Below are 16401 nucleotides of genomic sequence, written 5' to 3' on the forward strand. Positions count from 1 at the left end.
AAAGCAATAGTCAAAGATACAATCGTTACCGCCCGTCTTATATCCCGGCGCTGAATCAAAGATTACAGCGCGGGACTTACGGCGAATCAGTTAAAAACCTTGATCAAAACTTTGTCTTTTAGTTTGACACGCTTAATAATACTAATTCTTCAAAAAGCGGTTACAGATAATGACGCAAAGACAGGCAGACGCGGAGATTGATGCATAGCAAAATTTTAGAGAATTGGTATAACATTTTTGATTGAGCACAATTTATGGAATTGATTCACCGCATTTACCAACACGGGGAAAGCATGAAAGCCCTTCAAAAATAAACTCTACAGCAACTCTTCTGCTTTTCCAGGACGGGGCATGGAGCGAAATTGCCAAATTACCCAAATAGCAAAGGTTGGCGCACCAATAGTAGCTGCGATCAGCAACTGCTCTAATCTGCCTAGCAAAGTGACAACTGGAAACAAATACAATATATCTTCGATATCAAAACCAGCAAAATTTGGCTGTCGTGTTGCGTCTTTACCATGTTGCTGTTCCATCAGGTTTCGCAAGTGGAAGATAGCAGCAACAGAAACACCGGAGACTATACCCATCAGCAATGCCCAAATACCGAGTTTGCTGTTGATTAAACCATAACCAATACCCACAAATAAGAGTATATGAATGATGGCGTCACTAACAAGGTCGTATTGATGTCCCCATTTACTGCTTTTCCCACTCATTCGAGCCAATTCACCGTCTGTGTGATCCAAAAAGTTTGATAAGACAAACAACCCGGCTCCAATATTTGCCCAGTTAGAGCTACCAACTGCTAGCGCTGCTGTTGCTAACAACCCAGTGACTAGTCTAACTGTAGTCAGATGATTGGGTGTTACCCAACTGTCTTTGAAGGGACTAACTAACCAGCTAGCAAGTCGGGCATCCCAAGGCTTTTTTGTCATAGATAGATTACGTCTTTTTGAGATAAAACGAAGCGGATTATTCGTTTTTACCACACTCTTGAGCAAACTTTATGAATTTGCAGCCATTTTCAGATGAATAAACTACACGATACTGTAAAGGCAGATTTTGTTTCAATAGGCATGAGTAGCAGTTTTTGTTCGATTTTCTCAGGTGACTTGGCACTCCTTACTCACTAACTGCGTCAAATATCTAACTCAACCAAATCTGCATCAGTGTTCCTGGTGAAGTAATGTCGTGGATGGATTGAATGGAAGTTTATAAATTAACTTCATTATTCAGCATAAATGCATAAATCTTTTCCAAACCAATGGCAATATTCCAATATCAATGTATAAAGCTTAACAACTAGTTTTTATTTATTATCCACACCTATGCAATTGCCTTTTATTCGATCAATTAAGCGTCTTTTTCCAGTTCTGTTTGCGATCGCATTTGTTACAGTACTGCTACTAGAAAACCTCACCCCTGTAACTGCTCAACTCTCCCAGTTACCCTCCTCAGAAATTCGCGGCGTTTGGCTGACAAATAATGACTTTGACATCGTTAGACATCGTGCCAAACTACAAGACGCAATTGAGCAATTGCGTCGCTTGAACTTTAACACAGTCTATCCTTTGGTTTGGAATGATGGTTATACACTATATCCAAGTGCGGTAGCACAACGAATGGGTATCCCTTTTCTCTTTAAAGGCGCAGAGGGACAAGATGTAATTGCAGATATTATTGCTCAAGCCCGTCGCCAAGGTTTACTTGCGATTCCGTGGTTTGAGTTTGGCTTTATGGCTCCTCTGACTTCAGAACTAGCATCCGAACATCCAGATTGGCTAACACAAAAGCGGGATGGTACAAAAACTTCGATTAGTGCTGCGGGTGAGGTGGCGTGGCTTAATCCCTTCCACCCAGAGGTGCAAAAGTTTATTACCGATCTTGTGGTGGAAGTAGTTAGCAAATATAACGCCGATGGTATTCAATTTGACGACCACATGAGTTTACCTGTGGATTTTGGTTACGACAAGTACACAATTGATCTATACACTAAGGAAACTGGGAATCCTCCCCCGCCCAATCCTCAAGCTCAAGCATGGATACAATGGCGGGCAGATAAAATCACAGCGTTTATGATTAAGCTCAACCAAGCTGTGAAAGCGAGAAAACCTAATGCAATTTTTTCTGTTTCTCCTAATTACTACGACTTTGCTTATAAATTTCAACTGCAAGACTGGCTCAACTGGGTGCGCCTGGGTATTGTAGATGAGCTTGTGATGCAGGTTTACCGTGATGATTTGCAAACTTTTAACAGTAAACTTACTCGCCCAGAAATTATCGAAACACAACAATTAATACCTACTGGTATAGGTATTATGTCAGGATTGAGAAATCGTCCCGTTTCCATGCCACAAATTCAGTCTCAAGTACGGGCTGCTCAAGGACGCGGTTTAGGTGTAGTCTTTTTCTACTACGAAAGTCTTTGGGATTATGCACCAGAACCTGTAGATCAAAGACAAAACGGATTTCTAGCCCTCTTCCCCAATCTGGCTGCACGCGATATCTCTCAAATTACAACCCGCAAACCAAGCTATAATTCTCTATCACTTCCTTTGCATACAAAAGGCTCTGTCGGGCAAAGAAGTCGTGGCTATTTTCTAGAAGTGGCAGTGGCAGGTGGGCAGCCCAAACGGATTTTAATGGATACAGGTTCGGCAGGGCTAAGAGTCCCGAAAGAGTTTTTGGGAAATTTCCCCGTTCGTAGAACAGGTAAAGTTGTCAAGGAAGTATTAAGTGATGGAACTATCCTACAGGGAGAGTTAGTTTATACTAATGCACGGATTGGCCCGATTCCAACAGAAGAACCTATTCCCGTGCAGGTTGTTACCAGTCGTCAATGTATCTCCCAAAAACCTAATTGTTCTGCCAAAAGTGGAACGCCCTTCTCCGGTATTATCGGTGTCAACTATTTTGAGAAGTCACTTCCCTATAACCCATTGAGAAAATTACCAGGGAATTTCAGTAATGGATTTATTGTTACTGGTAATGGAACTAATAGCAACAATGGTAGCCTGATTCTCGGTTTGACAGCAGAGAATCGAGAAGGTTTTAAAATGACTTCCCTGAGCCAACAACCTGCGATTAGTGGCATACCTGGCAGCAGATGGGATTCTAGACTCAATGGAGTTTGTGTAACTGTCGCTGGAACCTCAATGAACAATACCTGTAACGGGAAAATGCTCACCGATACAGGAACAAGTAGTGGTTTTACTGAAATTAAGTCTGCTTCCCTTGCGGGTAAACTCAAGCCAGGAAAGTTACGCCCAGAAAATACAGTACAGGTAACAATCCCTGGCATCTTTGACTACAGCGTTGTGCCGGGAAACCGCGATGGGTTTGATATATGGAATCTTAATGTATCTGCACAGGCACAGCATCCTGTGATTGTGAATAGTGGAATCGCATTTTTTGACAAATATGATGTACTCTTCGATCCAATCAATGGGCAGCAGGGTTTTCGCGATCGCAATTAATTAGGTTGCTGCTTTCTTTCCACTCCCATTACCTTCCACACTGGCAACAAACGCAGGTTGCTGTGAATTGGGAGTTGGCGACTCACCTCGCAGCCCTTTGCGACGCTGGTTTTTGGGAACTCCTCCCGCCATGCTGTACTCTGTGCTGCTTTTGCCATATCGAGTCGCAACTCCCAACAGCATATGCTCTGCCATATCTGCCAACTCGCGCTCTGTTTGGAGCATTTCACGGTATAACTTATCCAAGTTGGAAAGGGCAGTATTGTAGGTATTTTCTTGAGTTCGCATCTTCTCGATTAGAGTTGAAAAGGTAGATAAGGTAAGTCCATTGCCTACATTTAAATTCGGATCAATTGAGTTCATGCTAGCCGCACGACGCACTGCTCTTTCTAAAATTTTAGAGCTTCTTTTTTGACGAGCCATAATCTAAACTTTCTCCTCAATTACGGGTAATAATATTTACTTTAATAATTTTCGGTATTGATTGCCTTGAGAGTATTTCGGCAAATCTGCAATAGCTTTTGCTACAAAGCGATCGTGATCGCAAGTGCAAGAATTACTGATATGAGTTAGCAAACAGTTAAGTTGAGCAAGCGATCTGTCGATTACTTGCGGAAAACACTAAAATGAGTGCGCGATCTACCGAAATGAGAAGGCAATTAGGCTTTTTGGGTAAGCAATATGCCTTTTTGCCTGCGGAAAATACCTTTAGGAGTGCGCGATCTACTGAAATGAGAAGGCAATTAGGCTTTTTGAGTAAGCAATATGCCTTTTTGCTTGCGGAAAACACCAAAATGAGAAAGCGATCGGGCATTTTGAGAACTCATTTAAGCATTTTGAGTAAGCAATATGCCTTTTTGCTTATTGAATCGACTTGATCTATTTTTTCGATACTGTTGGATTTAAATATAAGCCCTATCTATTCGTCAATTAACCATCCGCGCTGTATACCATGTTCAATCCCGCCAGTCCAATCCATTGTTAAATGGTTTCGCACCTTTTTAAAGAGGTGTTGCACAACAATCGGGTTAATTGGATTTTTGTCATAGGTTAATTCGTATCTAAACTCTCGGTCAGTATTTTTCTGCTGACGTAGCACATAAATTTGGTCAACTTTATATTTTCGTAAATTTACATCACTGGTTAGCTTAACCCACTCCATAACCACAAGATACAAACTATTAGGATTTCTTGCCTTTAAATCTTCTGCTGCGCGTGAAGAACCTTCAAGCATAGTTTTGTCAAGGTACGTCTTACACTCGATTGCAACAACTGGTATGTCAAAAATGTGTGTCTCGGTGTTACCTGTAACTGTCACCTCAGAATATGTACTTGGCTCTTCTTTTAGAAGAGGAAGTATCTCACCAGTATTTTCATCTTGCTCTGGGGGAGGTGCTGCTTCAAATGATACTTGAATAGTTGCACCAATGACAAAATCATGATCCTTCTTCTCAATCCGCGCATAGGGTCGCTTGAGCATTTCAGAATATTTTGGTGGCACAAAAAAGATATCTTTAAATGTATGTGACTTACCAATAAGAGCGTTTTCTCCAAAATCGCCTGTCAAATCTTTAAATAAATAATAAAGAAATTCCTCTAAGACACTAGAATGAAGGTTTGATCTTGAGTCAAATTTTTCAGCATAATGCTGCTGATCTAAAAAATCTTTGTATGTAGAGAGAAGCTCTACTCTTTTAGCAATTATTGCGTCATCCTGCTCAGTAGATTTTGATGTTGGGCCGATCAAATTCATATTGGCTAAATGCCATTTATCGTACTCAGTTCTAATTTCACTGAGGTATTTTCTACTATCGGCATCTCTATATTTGGTACGATGGTTTTCCTTCTGCTGAAGATTAGAGCCATGAACTAGCGGATTTCTATCAGTTTTTGACATAGCTCTAATTTTTCTAGCAGATGAAGTGCAATTGCTTTCGCAAGAATAGGTGGGACAGCGTTACCCACTTGATTGTACTGGCAAAGAAATTTCTCATCGAATCTTGCTTCTCGATGTAATAGCTTGTGAGATACAACAGTTTTCTTTCCTAGAAAACGATAGTTATCAGGAAAAGACTGAATTCTTGCTCCCTCACGGGCTGTTAAATTTCGATGTTGAAAAGGATGAATAAAATTAGCATAAAACGAGGCTGCAATTGTGTGTGAAGGCTTATGGGGATTTAAGCGGCGATTGTTCTGGTCATAACTTTTATTTGATAACTCGCCATTGCCACTACGTCGTCTGGCTCCATGTTCTTTTGGTACATCTGAACTTGATTCACCCCATTTAATATGTTTGAAGCGTTCTACAAGCCGCTCGGAGTGTTCCATCGCAACATGGTTATAAAGTATGTAACTACCATGTCTAGCCCAAACTTGATAATTGTTTTGAGGTTCCACAATATAAGGTTGCTCTTCATTACCTTCCCGTGCATTAAGCTCTGGTAAATCTGATATTGCGTCCCATAGAGTTAGAGCAGGTAGTACCTCTGTGCCATCAGAAACAGATAGTTGAGATCGACTGAGATATTGTAGTTCTAGAGAGTGCGTCTTTCTAGGAGAGCCTAACTCTTTGCCCCTCTTATTGCCGACGATAAAAATGCGCTCTCTAATCTGCGGTACACCATATTCAGCAGCGTTCAAAATCCATACTTCCACAAAGTATCCAAGGTCTTGAAAGGTCTTCCTAATAATATCTATAACCTTTTGTCCCTCTGCATTTTTGCGTGACAGTAATCCTTTTACATTTTCCATTACAAATGCTTTAGGTTCAAGAAAATTTATCCATTGAGCAAAGTTAATAAACAAACTGTTTCTGGGGTCTTTAGGATCTTTTTGAGCTGGCCCGGCAATACTAAAACCTTGACATGGAGGCCCGCCAATCACAATGTCTGGTTTAAAGATACAAATTTCCTTAACACTACTTTCCGTATTAAAATCACGGATGTCATGTTGAATAACTGTCATATCGGGGCGGTTGCAACGCAGCGTATCGCAAGCCCAAGTATCAATTTCAACAGATAGAGGCACAGAGAAACCAGCCATTTCAAAACCCAAACCAAAGCCACCAGCTCCAGCAAACAGGTCTATAGCGATAGGTTTTTCTCCCCTAATCATAAGCCCCCACCATAAAGCATTTAAGTTCTAAACAAATTAGCATGATACTCTTGTACCATGTTGTCAACTGCTACATAAGGGAGATACTAAGCACACTACCTAACAACTTGGTGCAGTGCAACACCCCCATGATTAGTGATCGCACTTCAGACGTTGCGCTACAAAGTAGTTGTGAGATAGTAAAAGTTGTATCTTCGATTCCTGCCTTAAGTTCATGCTCCGCAATCGATGGATTGTCTTCCTGTTGGCTTTGCTAACACTGTTTCTGGCTCACGGCTTGGCACTGTTTTACCGGGTTCAACCTGCTGTTTCTTTGTGGTTTCCTCCATCTGGAGTTGCGATCGCTTTGACACTCTGGTTTGGCCCAATTGGTGCTATCTTGGCAGGAATCGCTTCTATTGTCATGGCACCTTTTTGGGGTAATGAGGGTTGGCATCGCCTCGTCGGGCTAACAGATGTAATAGAACCTTTGGTTGCTTGGTTTATTTACCGCTATTGCTTTGGGGGTTCGCTAACTCTCCAAGGACTCAAAAATACTATAAAGTTTATTTTGAGCGCGCCCCTCGCTGCTTGTGCCACTTCAGCAATTGTAGGCACCTCAACCTTATTTGCTTTGGGAAAGCTACCAGAAGCAAACCTAAGTGCAATAATCGCTCAGTGGTGGTTAGGGAATGCGATCGCGACAATGGCGATCGTGCCGCCAATGCTGTTACTATTCACTCCATTTTTGCGGCAGTGGCGATTGATACTAGTTGCAGAGCAATCTGAAGCCAACCAACCACAATTAATCACTGCTCATTTTTGGCGTGATCGCTTGTCTGAGATTGTCTTGATTCTCATAGTTAGCACATATATTGCTTGGCTCGCTGTTGCAGCAGCACAAGAAATAAATTTTACATTTGAGCAGTTTTCCCTGTTAAGTTTCATTCCTATTATTTGGGCAGCCATCAGCTTTGGCGTTACGGGTGGAATGCTGACTGCTAGCTTTTGTGTACTAATAACACTCTTTTATTACTTGCTTGTTTATCCCGACTTTATTTCACTGCCAATATTTTCGCTAGCAACCGAAATTCTCCAGACTCATAATTTTAGCCTGTTGATCCAGTGTGTTGTGGGATTGGTGATCGGGACTATGATTACAGAGCGGAACAACTCTCTAGTTACTCCCACTGCCGAAGCTCAAACCCATTTCCAACTTAGCAAGAAACTCTTTCAATTAAATCTCTTACTTGCCGAAGCTAACCAACAATTACAGGAGAGTGAAGAACTCTTTCGCACCTCTGTCGAAAATATGTTGGACTGTTTTGGGGTTTACTGTGCCATCCGCGATGAATCTGGGCGCATTACAGACTTCCGAGTTGAATATGTTAATGATGCAGCCTGCCTTAATAATCTTATGACTCGTGAGGAGCAGATTGGTCAGGGACTTTGTGAAATTTTGCCAGGGCATAGAGACTGTGGCTTATTTGATGAATACTGCCAGGTGGTAGAAACTGGGAAACCTCTGGTTAAAGATGAATTAATTTACGAAGATAACTTTGGGCATCGGCGCTTAGTTCGAGCCTTTGACATCCGCATTGCTAAATTTGGAGATGGCTTTGTTGCCACTTGGCGGGATGTTACTGATCGCCGTCAAACAGAAGCAGAACTTCGCCATCAAAAGCAGGAACTGGCGGCACTAGTAGAGAACTCTCCAGATGTAGTGATGCGGATTGACCGTGAACTGCGCTACATTTATGTGAACAGTGTGCATGAAAAAGCAACTGGCTTAAAATCTGAGGAGTTGATTGGCAAAACAGTAGCAGAAGTTTGGAAAAACGAAGAGCAACATCAGCAATGGCAAATAAACCTGCAAGCCGCATTCCAAACAGGGCAGACGCAAGTAGACGAATTTGGTTTTCCGGCTCCCGATGGCACAATTCACTTTTACCAAACTCAAATTGTACCAGAGTTTACCGAAGAGGGTTACATTGATTCAGTATTGACTGTTACCCGTGATATTACCAAGCTCAAAGAAACAGAAACTGCCTTGCGTCAACGCGAAGCTCAACTACGGCGGATTGTAGACTCTAATATCATTGGTATTTTCTTTGGTGATGTACATGGTAACATTACTGATGCAAATGACGCTTTTCTTGAAACCGTTGGTTTTAATCAAGAAGATTTGCTTGCTGGACAAGTTCGCTGGGATACACTCACACCACCCGAACATACAGAGCGAAGCCAACAGGCAGTAGAAGAAGTTCAAGCCGTTGGCACCTTTACCCCCTTCGAGAAAGAGTTTTTCCGCAAAGATGGCAGCCGAGTTTGGGTGGAAATTGGTGGAGCGTTATTTGATAGCGATCGCGAAGGCTTATGCTATGTCCTCGATATAACAGCACGCAAGCAATCTCAAGAGGCACTACGAGAGAGCCAAGAGCGGTTAAACTTGGCACTAGAAGCTGCTAATATGGGCAGTTGGGATTGGAATATTCAAACTGGGGAAGTTTACTGGTCACCAAATTTAGAGCGACTGTTTGGTCTTGTTCCTGGTAGCTTTGACTGTCGATATGAAACAGTAATGGCAATGATTCATCCAGACGATCGCCAGTGGGTTTTACAAGCAATCAATTGCGCTGTTTATGAGCAACAAGAGTATAATATCGAGTTTCGATTCATTAAGCCAGACGGTAAAATTCGTTGGGCAGTCGGTAGAGGGCAGGTGTTTTATAATGCCATTGGCAACCCAGTGCGGATGACTGGTGTGGATTTAGATATTACTGATCGCAAGCAAGCAGAAGAGGCATTGCGTCAGAGCGAATTAATGTTCCGGACACTTGCAGATACTATGCCGCAAATGTTTTGGATTACACAACCGGATGGCTATCACGAATATTTCAATCAACGCTGGTATAATTACACGCAAACAAGCTTAGAAGAAACTCAAGGCAATGGATGGCAAAATATTTTACATCCTGAGGATGTGCAACGCACAATCGAAGTTTGGCACAATAGCCTTCGTACAGGAGAAAACTATAATATTGAGTACCGTTTGCGTTGTGGCTGTGATGGAGAATATCGCTGGCATTTAGGACGAGCATTACCATTACGAAATCAAGACGGTCAAATTGTAAAATGGTTTGGCTCTTGTACAGATATTCACGATCAAAAGTTGGCGATCGAAGAACGGGCGCAGGCATTGGAGCGAGAACGTGCAGCTCGAATAGAACTTGAAAGAGCTAGTCGCATGAAAGATGAATTTTTAGCAATTGTTTCTCATGAATTGCGCTCGCCTCTCAATGGTATCTTGGGATGGTCACGCCTGCTCCGTGCCAGAAGATTAGCTCCCGACAAAACCGAACGAGCACTCGCATCCATTGAGCGCAATGCTCAAGCACAGACTCAATTAATTGAAGATTTGCTCGATATTTCGCGGATTATTCGCGGGCAAATTCGTTTAGATTTGCAGCCAACAAGTCTGATGACAGCAATCCAAGCAGCATTAGATACAGTTAGCCCCACTGCCAACACCAAGTCAATTCAAATTGAATCTAGACTTAATTCCAATGTTGGCTTAGTTTATGGTGATCTAGAACGTTTGCAACAAATAGTTTGGAATCTGCTCTCCAATGCTGTTAAGTTTACTCCAGAAGGCGGGCGAGTTGAAATTCGACTAGAGCAGGTGGGTGCCTATGCTCAAATTCAGGTAATTGATACTGGTAGAGGAATTAGTTCTGATTTTTTACCTTATGTTTTTGTTCGTTTTCGCCAAGCAGATGCCACGACAACTCGCACTCAGGGAGGATTGGGGCTAGGACTTGCGATCGTGCGTAATTTGGTAGAACTACATAACGGCACAGTTTCAGTTACTAGCAAGGGTGAAGGGCAAGGAGCAACTTTTACCGTGCAACTCCCGCTTCTTGGCACTGACTCTACACCAAGTCAACCAGAACTTTCAATTCAACGACAAACAGACTGGCAGACTCACTTTAATCTCCAGGGGCTAAAAATCCTGGCAGTTGATGATCAAGCAGATGCACGGGAATTTTTAACAACAGCACTCTCAGAATATGGTGCAAATGTTATTACCGCCGCTTCTACTCGTGAAGCTCTACAAATCTTACAATTGGTAAAACCAGACATACTCTTGAGTGATATTGGTATGCCTGGTGAAGATGGTTACGCTCTGATGCGGCAAATTCGCCAACTGCCACTAGAACAAGGTGGACAAATCCCAGCCGCAGCTCTTACGGCTTATGCCAGAGAAGGCGATCGCCTCCAAGTTCTTGCCGCTGGCTTTCAAATGCACGTTCCTAAACCGATTGAGCCAATTCAATTACTGACAGTTGTAGCTAAACTGGCTGGAATAAGTAGTCGTGCAAAATAAATTGTCTAGTTAGGCAAGGGAACTCTTAACGAGGAACAGGGAAGGAATATAGCGATGGGAACTCTTAACAGGGAACAGTAAATGACTAAATTATTTATGCATGGGTACTTAGCAATGAATTATAGTTGAATAATTGCGCGATCACTGATGTGTGACTTGATATTGCATTGATGCGATCGCGCTGCACTCTTCTATTACTAAATAAAGTAAAAACCCACCTTAAGCAAGTGGGTCACTAAGTGAATGGATATTAAAACTCTAAAAATTTTTAGTTCTTCTTGCCAGTGAAGATCGTGATTTTAAGATTCAATTTTAGAAGGTTAAATTAATTATCGTTTGTATGCAATACAATTAATCAAAATATGAGCGTTGCTCAGAAACTTTTAGATTTAAAAATATTAGCTACTCATGCTTGCTCTAGTGTATCAGACTCAATTGAGAAATTATATCTACCTTAGAGTAGATTAATCTGAAAGCAGCATTTTTGAGCCTGTTTGGTAGAGAAGACAGCAAAATAAGCCTTTGCTTAAGATTTAGGCGAATTATAGCACCTAGCACCAGTTGTGCAAAAATTTCAGTAAATTTGAAGCAATTTATGTTTGAACAAAAAAGTCGTAACTTCCTCCAACACTTTTAGTGCCTGCAAAGAACCTCGAATTAACCTAGTTGCAGCAATAGGTTGTTTGAGCATGGCAACTGTCAAAGCTAAAGGTTGCAGGGAACCATCCGGACTTAGTGCGGAGTTAAGATTGAGTATGTCGCGATCGCATCCGTCACTAACTACCCGCAACATTGCCACAGAAACTCCAGTTTGCTCAAAAAATTCCAAAATAGCGAATCCTTCCATATCTACCACCTCAGCATTCAAAATTTGGTGGAGATGGCGTTTTTCATCAGCAGAGCAAATTATGCGATCGCTTGTTAGGGCTGTTACCAGAGGAACCTTTGTTTGGAAAAGCAAGTCAAGCTCGCAAGTAAAAGTGCGATCGCAACTTTTATGCTGCAATGAACTATCGATATTGTCCTGATAAATGTTTTTCTGGTAAAGCACAACCTCGCCTGCTTTGTAGTTGGGAGTTAAGCTGCCACACAAACCCATAACCAATACTCTTGGTTTCGGAAGCTTCAGGAGCTCTTGCAAATATTGACTTGTGGGCAAAAATCTAGAGTTAGCATTTCCGCCAACAGGTATTGGTACCACTGAATTTATAGAACTAGGAACGCGGCGCAAACCCCGACACACAGCCTGGTACTCCACACCCTGACAAACTAAAATTGCTTGGATAGATGTTTGATGTGACACTAGCTTCACTGTTACTTTGATTATGCAAACACAATACCTAGTTTTTTTATCTGTATAGAAAGTATCCTAAAAATTTTTTCAAAAATATTGATGTTGTATAAGCGTGTAATTAACGTGTAATTAAACTTACAATCAAAAAGTAAGCGACAATCTCGATCAACGATGGTAAAAACCAATTCCTCCCAAAATCTGCGAGAGCGCTTTAATCCTTCTAAATTAGCAATTAAATATCCCTGGTTAACAGTAAGTTTTTGGCTTGCTGTGATGGTGGCGGGAATTTTAGCTTTTAGTTCTCTCAAGTATGCTCTATTTCCAGATATTACCTTTCCGGTAGTAGTAGTCAATGCTAGCGCTCCAATCACAACAGCTTTAGATACAGAGGCAAAGCTTACTCAACCCTTAGAGCAACGTCTCCAATCTTTAGCAGGAGCCGATCACATCCGCTCCTCTACTTATCCCGGACAAACAGTTGTTAGCCTCCTGTTTGCTGTCGGTACAAACCTTGAACAATCGACTCAGCAAGTAGAAACTTTACTCAAGCAGGTATCTCTTCCTCAAGAAGCTAGTTTTAAAATCTTTCCCGTTAACTTGAACGAGTCGGCTGTTGTTAGTTATGCAATTGAGAGTTCTTCAAAGAACTTAACAGACTTAACTCAATTAACTCAACAGCAAATTTTACCTGAGATAGCAAAATTGCCTGGGGTGCTGAGAGTCTCACTTTTAGGTACTTCTGTTGACTCTGTAAATGGAAATGGCAATCCTCTTCCTGGGCAGGGAGCAACAAGAGTGCGATTTAACGGCAAAGATGCGCTGGCTTTTCAGGTAATTAAACGCGGTGATGCCAACACCTTGGAAGTTGTGAGCGAGGTAGAGAACAAGGTTCAACAACTACGCTCAAAGTTACCTGATATTAACCTCAGTCTAGCTGCCACCCAAGCAGAGTATATTCGCAATGCCACCCATGCCACTATCGAAGCTCTAGTTGAAGCCATTGTTTTGGCAGTATTAGTAATTTTTCCTTTTTTGTGGAATTGGCAAGCTACACTGATTTCGGCACTAGCAATTCCTACTTCCCTTTTAGGGACGTTCATTGTGATGGCAATCTTCGGCTTCAATCTGGAGACAATTACACTATTGGCTCTAGCTTTGGTAATTGGCATTATTGTTGATGATGCGATCGTGGATGTAGAAAATATCATGCGGCATATAGAAGATGGAGAACATCCACGACAAGCTGCCCTCTTAGCTACCAATGAAATTGGCTTGACAGTCGCAGCAGCAACTTTGACAGCAGTTGCAGTGTTTCTACCGATAGGGTTAATGGGTGGAGTAATTGGTCAATTTTTTAAGCCTTTCGGTATCACTGTCTCAGCAGCGATGTTAACTTCTTTGCTGATTGCTCGTACTTTATCACCAGTTTTATCTATTTACTGGCTCAAACCGACATCATCTGTAACCTCTGCCAGAAGAAGAAATTTGTGGGTAGGCTTTACTCAATTTTATCGAGACTTGCTAAGTTGGTCTATTAATCACCGGGGCATAGTTTTAGGTTTAGCTGCTTTGAGTTTGCTTGCAGGCATAGCCTTGATTCCACTAGTTCCTAAGGGATTTATTCCCAAACTAGATCGTGGTGAATTCAATATAGTTTATACCACTCCTTTGCCAAAGAATTCCCAAGAGTTAGAGCAATTGGGAGGAGACACAGGAACACTCTTAGGTGAAAATGCAGAAAGTTTTGTTTCCGAATTTTCTGCCCCAGGGAGTAGTCTTGTCTCTCCGTCTTTTTCAGCTCTTTTTCCTTCTCAATCTCCAATTTCTTTTCTTTTGAATAATTCTCTTGAAGTTGGCAAGAAATTAGAAGAAGTAGTTAGACAATCACCAGAAGTAGAAACAGTTTTTACGCTCGCAGGCACTCGTGAAGGAGAACCAAATAAAGGCAAGCTTTACGTTAAACTAAAAGATCATCGCGCGATCGCCACCTCAGAGTTACAAGAACAATTCCGCACCTCTTTGCCCAAACTTCCCGGCGTCAGCGTTAGCGTTGAAGATATTCAATTTGTTGATACCGGCAATCAAAAACCTCTAGAAGTAGCATTACAAGGCAACGATCTCAATACCTTGAGTCAAGCTGCTCAAACAATTAAAGAACGTATTCAAAACCAACCAGGCTTTGCTGATGTCACTGTTACAGGTGTCACAGATGGACAAGATGAAGTATTTCAAATCGAACGTTTGAATAATGAGCGAGTAGCTTATATCAGTGCCAACCTGGGCAAGAATTTATCCTTAGGTGATGCTACTGATAAGTTAGTAGCAGCGGCAACAGATGCTTTACCTGCTGGTGTTTCCTTGGATTTAGGAGGAGACTCTGCCCGTAGTGGTGAAGTTTTCAGCAGTTTTGGCATTACTTTAGCTTTATCAGCATTGTGTATTGTTGCCGTACTGGTTTGCCTATTCAAAAGCTGGGTAGATCCCCTAGTAATTTGCATTTCCTTACCTTTAGCATTAGTAGGAGCAATGCTGGCACTAGTGGCGACAAGAAGTGACTTTGGGATGATCTCGCTGCTTGGCTTTGTCTTTTTGCTGGGATTAACTAACAAAAGTGCCATTTTGCTGGTAGACTGCATTAACCAATTACGTTCTGCTGGATTAAATCGTACCGAAGCTATTCTCAAAGCTGGGCCTGTGCGCCTGCGACCAATTATGATGACAACAGCCTCCACAATTTTAGGAATGTTGCCGATCGCTTTGGGGTTGGGAGCAGGTTCTGAATTGCGATCGCCGATGGCAGTGGCTATTGCTGGTGGCTTGATGAGTTCAACTTTGTTAAGTTTAATTGTGGTACCAGTGGTTTACACCATTCTTGATGATTGGTTTCCCCGTTTTGAAAACAAGGGGAAAAGTTGATGCGTGTGTTTGTCACAGGTGGTACAGGTTTTATTGGCGCTAACTTGGTGCGGTTACTCTTACAAGAAGGATATACAGTTAGAGCTTTAGTACGTTCTTCTAGTAGACTCGACAACTTGCAAGGACTAGATGTAGAGTTTGTCAAAGGTGATTTAAACGATCCGAACTTATGGCAGCAGATGCTTGGTTGCCAATATCTGTTTCATGTCGCAGCCCATTATTCGCTGTGGCAAAAAGACAGGGATCTTTTAATCCGCCATAATGTTTTGGGTACACACAATATCTTGGCAGCTGCTCGAAAAGCAGGTATTGAACGAACCGTCTACACTAGTTCAGTTGCTGCAATCGGAGTGGGAGCAGCAGGTACAGTCGTAGATGAAACTTATCAAAGTCCTTTAGAAAAACTGGTTGGTAACTACAAAAAGTCTAAGTTTCTAGCTGAACAAGAAGCCATGCAAGCGGCACGGGCAGGGCAAGATATAGTTGTGGTTAATCCTACCAGCCCCATTGGCCCTTGGGATATTAAGCCAACCCCCACAGGAGATATCATCTTGCGGTTTTTACGGCGGCAAATGCCATTTTATATGGATACAGGACTGAATTTTATTGATGTGCGGGATGTTGCCAAGGGACATTTACTAGCTTTGCAAAAAGGTAAGTCAGGAGAAAGATACATTCTCGGCAATCAAAATCTCACCCTCAAACAACTCCTCGATCAACTTGCCCAGATTACTGGTTTAAATGCTCCCCAACGAGCTGTGCCTGCCTGGTTGCCCCTGAGTGTTGCTTGGGTTGATGAAAAAATTCTCACCTTAGTTGGTAAATCATCTTCTGTTCCTTTGGATGGTGTGCGGATGGCAACACAAACCATGTACTACGATGCCTCAAAGGCTGTACGAGAATTGGGTTTACCTCAATCTTCCCTGAGTGTGGCACTCAAAGATGCTGTCGATTGGTTTGGAACGGGGATCGGGGCTAGGTGACAGGGTATAGGGAAAGTGTGAGATTTTGCCATGAATAGCTGATATCAATTTTGGATTTTGGATTAAAACCATTGATTAATAGGCTATTCCAGAATTAAGCAACCTTAAAGTGAAATATAGCAACGGCTAAAGTCATTAGGACATCAACAGATGATAAAACTTAGACACCAAAAGACTTTTAACTCTGTTCCCTGTCACCTGTCACCTGTCACCTGTCACCTGTCACCTGCTATAAAATTAGCCCTGCCTGAG

At 42.0% G+C, this 16401-nt stretch carries 10 protein-coding genes; 5 read left to right on the forward strand and 5 right to left on the reverse strand.

Annotated elements, in window-relative coordinates; all coding sequences use genetic code 11:
- Positions 1-317 precede the first annotated feature (317 nt).
- The gene (locus U2718_RS28505) at positions 318-935 is read right to left on the reverse strand and encodes a CDP-alcohol phosphatidyltransferase family protein (protein ID WP_341993692.1); all 618 of its coding nucleotides are present in this window, start codon (positions 933-935) and stop codon (positions 318-320) included.
- Between the two features lie 393 nt (positions 936-1328).
- Between U2718_RS28505 and U2718_RS28510 the strand changes: the two genes are divergently transcribed.
- Positions 1329-3476: a glycoside hydrolase family 10 protein gene (locus U2718_RS28510; RefSeq protein ID WP_341993690.1), complete on the forward strand. Its 2148-nt coding sequence runs from the start codon at positions 1329-1331 to the stop codon at positions 3474-3476.
- Here U2718_RS28510 and U2718_RS28515 read toward each other — a convergent pair whose 3' ends face one another.
- Positions 3477-3899: a hypothetical protein gene (locus U2718_RS28515; RefSeq protein ID WP_276747978.1), complete on the reverse strand. Its 423-nt coding sequence runs from the start codon at positions 3897-3899 to the stop codon at positions 3477-3479. It abuts the gene before it with no gap.
- Positions 3900-4102: 203 nt separating this feature from the next.
- On the opposite strand from U2718_RS28515, the gene U2718_RS28520 reads away from it, so the two are divergent.
- Positions 4103-4354, forward strand: a complete 252-nt coding sequence (locus U2718_RS28520; RefSeq protein ID WP_341993689.1) for a hypothetical protein — start codon at positions 4103-4105, stop codon at positions 4352-4354.
- A gap of 41 nt (positions 4355-4395) precedes the next feature.
- Here the strand turns inward: U2718_RS28520 and U2718_RS28525 are convergent, their stop codons facing one another.
- Positions 4396-5373 (reverse strand): Bpu10I family restriction endonuclease, encoded by a 978-nt coding sequence (locus tag U2718_RS28525; protein WP_341993688.1) that lies wholly within the window; start codon positions 5371-5373, stop codon positions 4396-4398.
- A complete protein-coding gene (locus tag U2718_RS28530) occupies positions 5346-6590 on the reverse strand; it encodes a DNA cytosine methyltransferase (RefSeq protein WP_341993687.1) in 1245 nt (414 codons plus the stop codon). Before U2718_RS28530 ends, U2718_RS28525 begins: the two co-directional genes overlap by 28 nt.
- 214 nt (positions 6591-6804) lie before the next feature.
- Between U2718_RS28530 and U2718_RS28535 the strand changes: the two genes are divergently transcribed.
- Complete coding sequence (locus tag U2718_RS28535; RefSeq protein ID WP_341993686.1) at positions 6805-10956, forward strand: PAS domain S-box protein; 4152 nt, start codon at positions 6805-6807, stop codon at positions 10954-10956.
- Positions 10957-11530: 574 nt separating this feature from the next.
- On the opposite strand, the gene U2718_RS28540 is transcribed toward U2718_RS28535, so the two are convergent.
- Entirely contained in the window at positions 11531-12259 is a 729-nt protein-coding gene (locus U2718_RS28540) for a nucleoside phosphorylase (protein ID WP_341993696.1), read from the reverse strand.
- Between the two features lie 162 nt (positions 12260-12421).
- Between U2718_RS28540 and U2718_RS28545 the strand changes: the two genes are divergently transcribed.
- Entirely contained in the window at positions 12422-15166 is a 2745-nt protein-coding gene (locus tag U2718_RS28545) for an efflux RND transporter permease subunit (RefSeq protein ID WP_341993685.1), read from the forward strand.
- Positions 15166-16149, forward strand: coding sequence for a hopanoid-associated sugar epimerase (gene hpnA, locus U2718_RS28550; RefSeq protein ID WP_341993684.1), 984 nt, complete (start codon positions 15166-15168; stop codon positions 16147-16149). The genes U2718_RS28545 and hpnA overlap by 1 nt, the downstream gene beginning before the upstream one ends.
- The last annotated feature ends 252 nt before the right edge of the window (positions 16150-16401 follow it).

The organism is Chlorogloeopsis sp. ULAP02 (assembly GCF_038404745.2).
GTDB lineage: Bacteria > Cyanobacteriota > Cyanobacteriia > Cyanobacteriales > Nostocaceae > Chlorogloeopsis.

Coding starts and splice junctions, on each gene's coding strand:
- hpnA (WP_341993684.1), top strand. CDS start 15,166: ATGCGTGTGTTTGTCACAGGTGGTACAGGTTTTATTGGCGCTAACTTG.
- U2718_RS28515 (WP_276747978.1), bottom strand. CDS start 3,899: ATGGCTCGTCAAAAAAGAAGCTCTAAAATTTTAGAAAGAGCAGTGCGT.
- U2718_RS28545 (WP_341993685.1), top strand. CDS start 12,422: ATGGTAAAAACCAATTCCTCCCAAAATCTGCGAGAGCGCTTTAATCCT.
- U2718_RS28535 (WP_341993686.1), top strand. CDS start 6,805: ATGCTCCGCAATCGATGGATTGTCTTCCTGTTGGCTTTGCTAACACTG.
- U2718_RS28510 (WP_341993690.1), top strand. CDS start 1,329: ATGCAATTGCCTTTTATTCGATCAATTAAGCGTCTTTTTCCAGTTCTG.
- U2718_RS28520 (WP_341993689.1), top strand. CDS start 4,103: ATGAGTGCGCGATCTACCGAAATGAGAAGGCAATTAGGCTTTTTGGGT.
- U2718_RS28505 (WP_341993692.1), bottom strand. CDS start 935: ATGACAAAAAAGCCTTGGGATGCCCGACTTGCTAGCTGGTTAGTTAGT.
- U2718_RS28525 (WP_341993688.1), bottom strand. CDS start 5,373: ATGTCAAAAACTGATAGAAATCCGCTAGTTCATGGCTCTAATCTTCAG.
- U2718_RS28530 (WP_341993687.1), bottom strand. CDS start 6,590: ATGATTAGGGGAGAAAAACCTATCGCTATAGACCTGTTTGCTGGAGCT.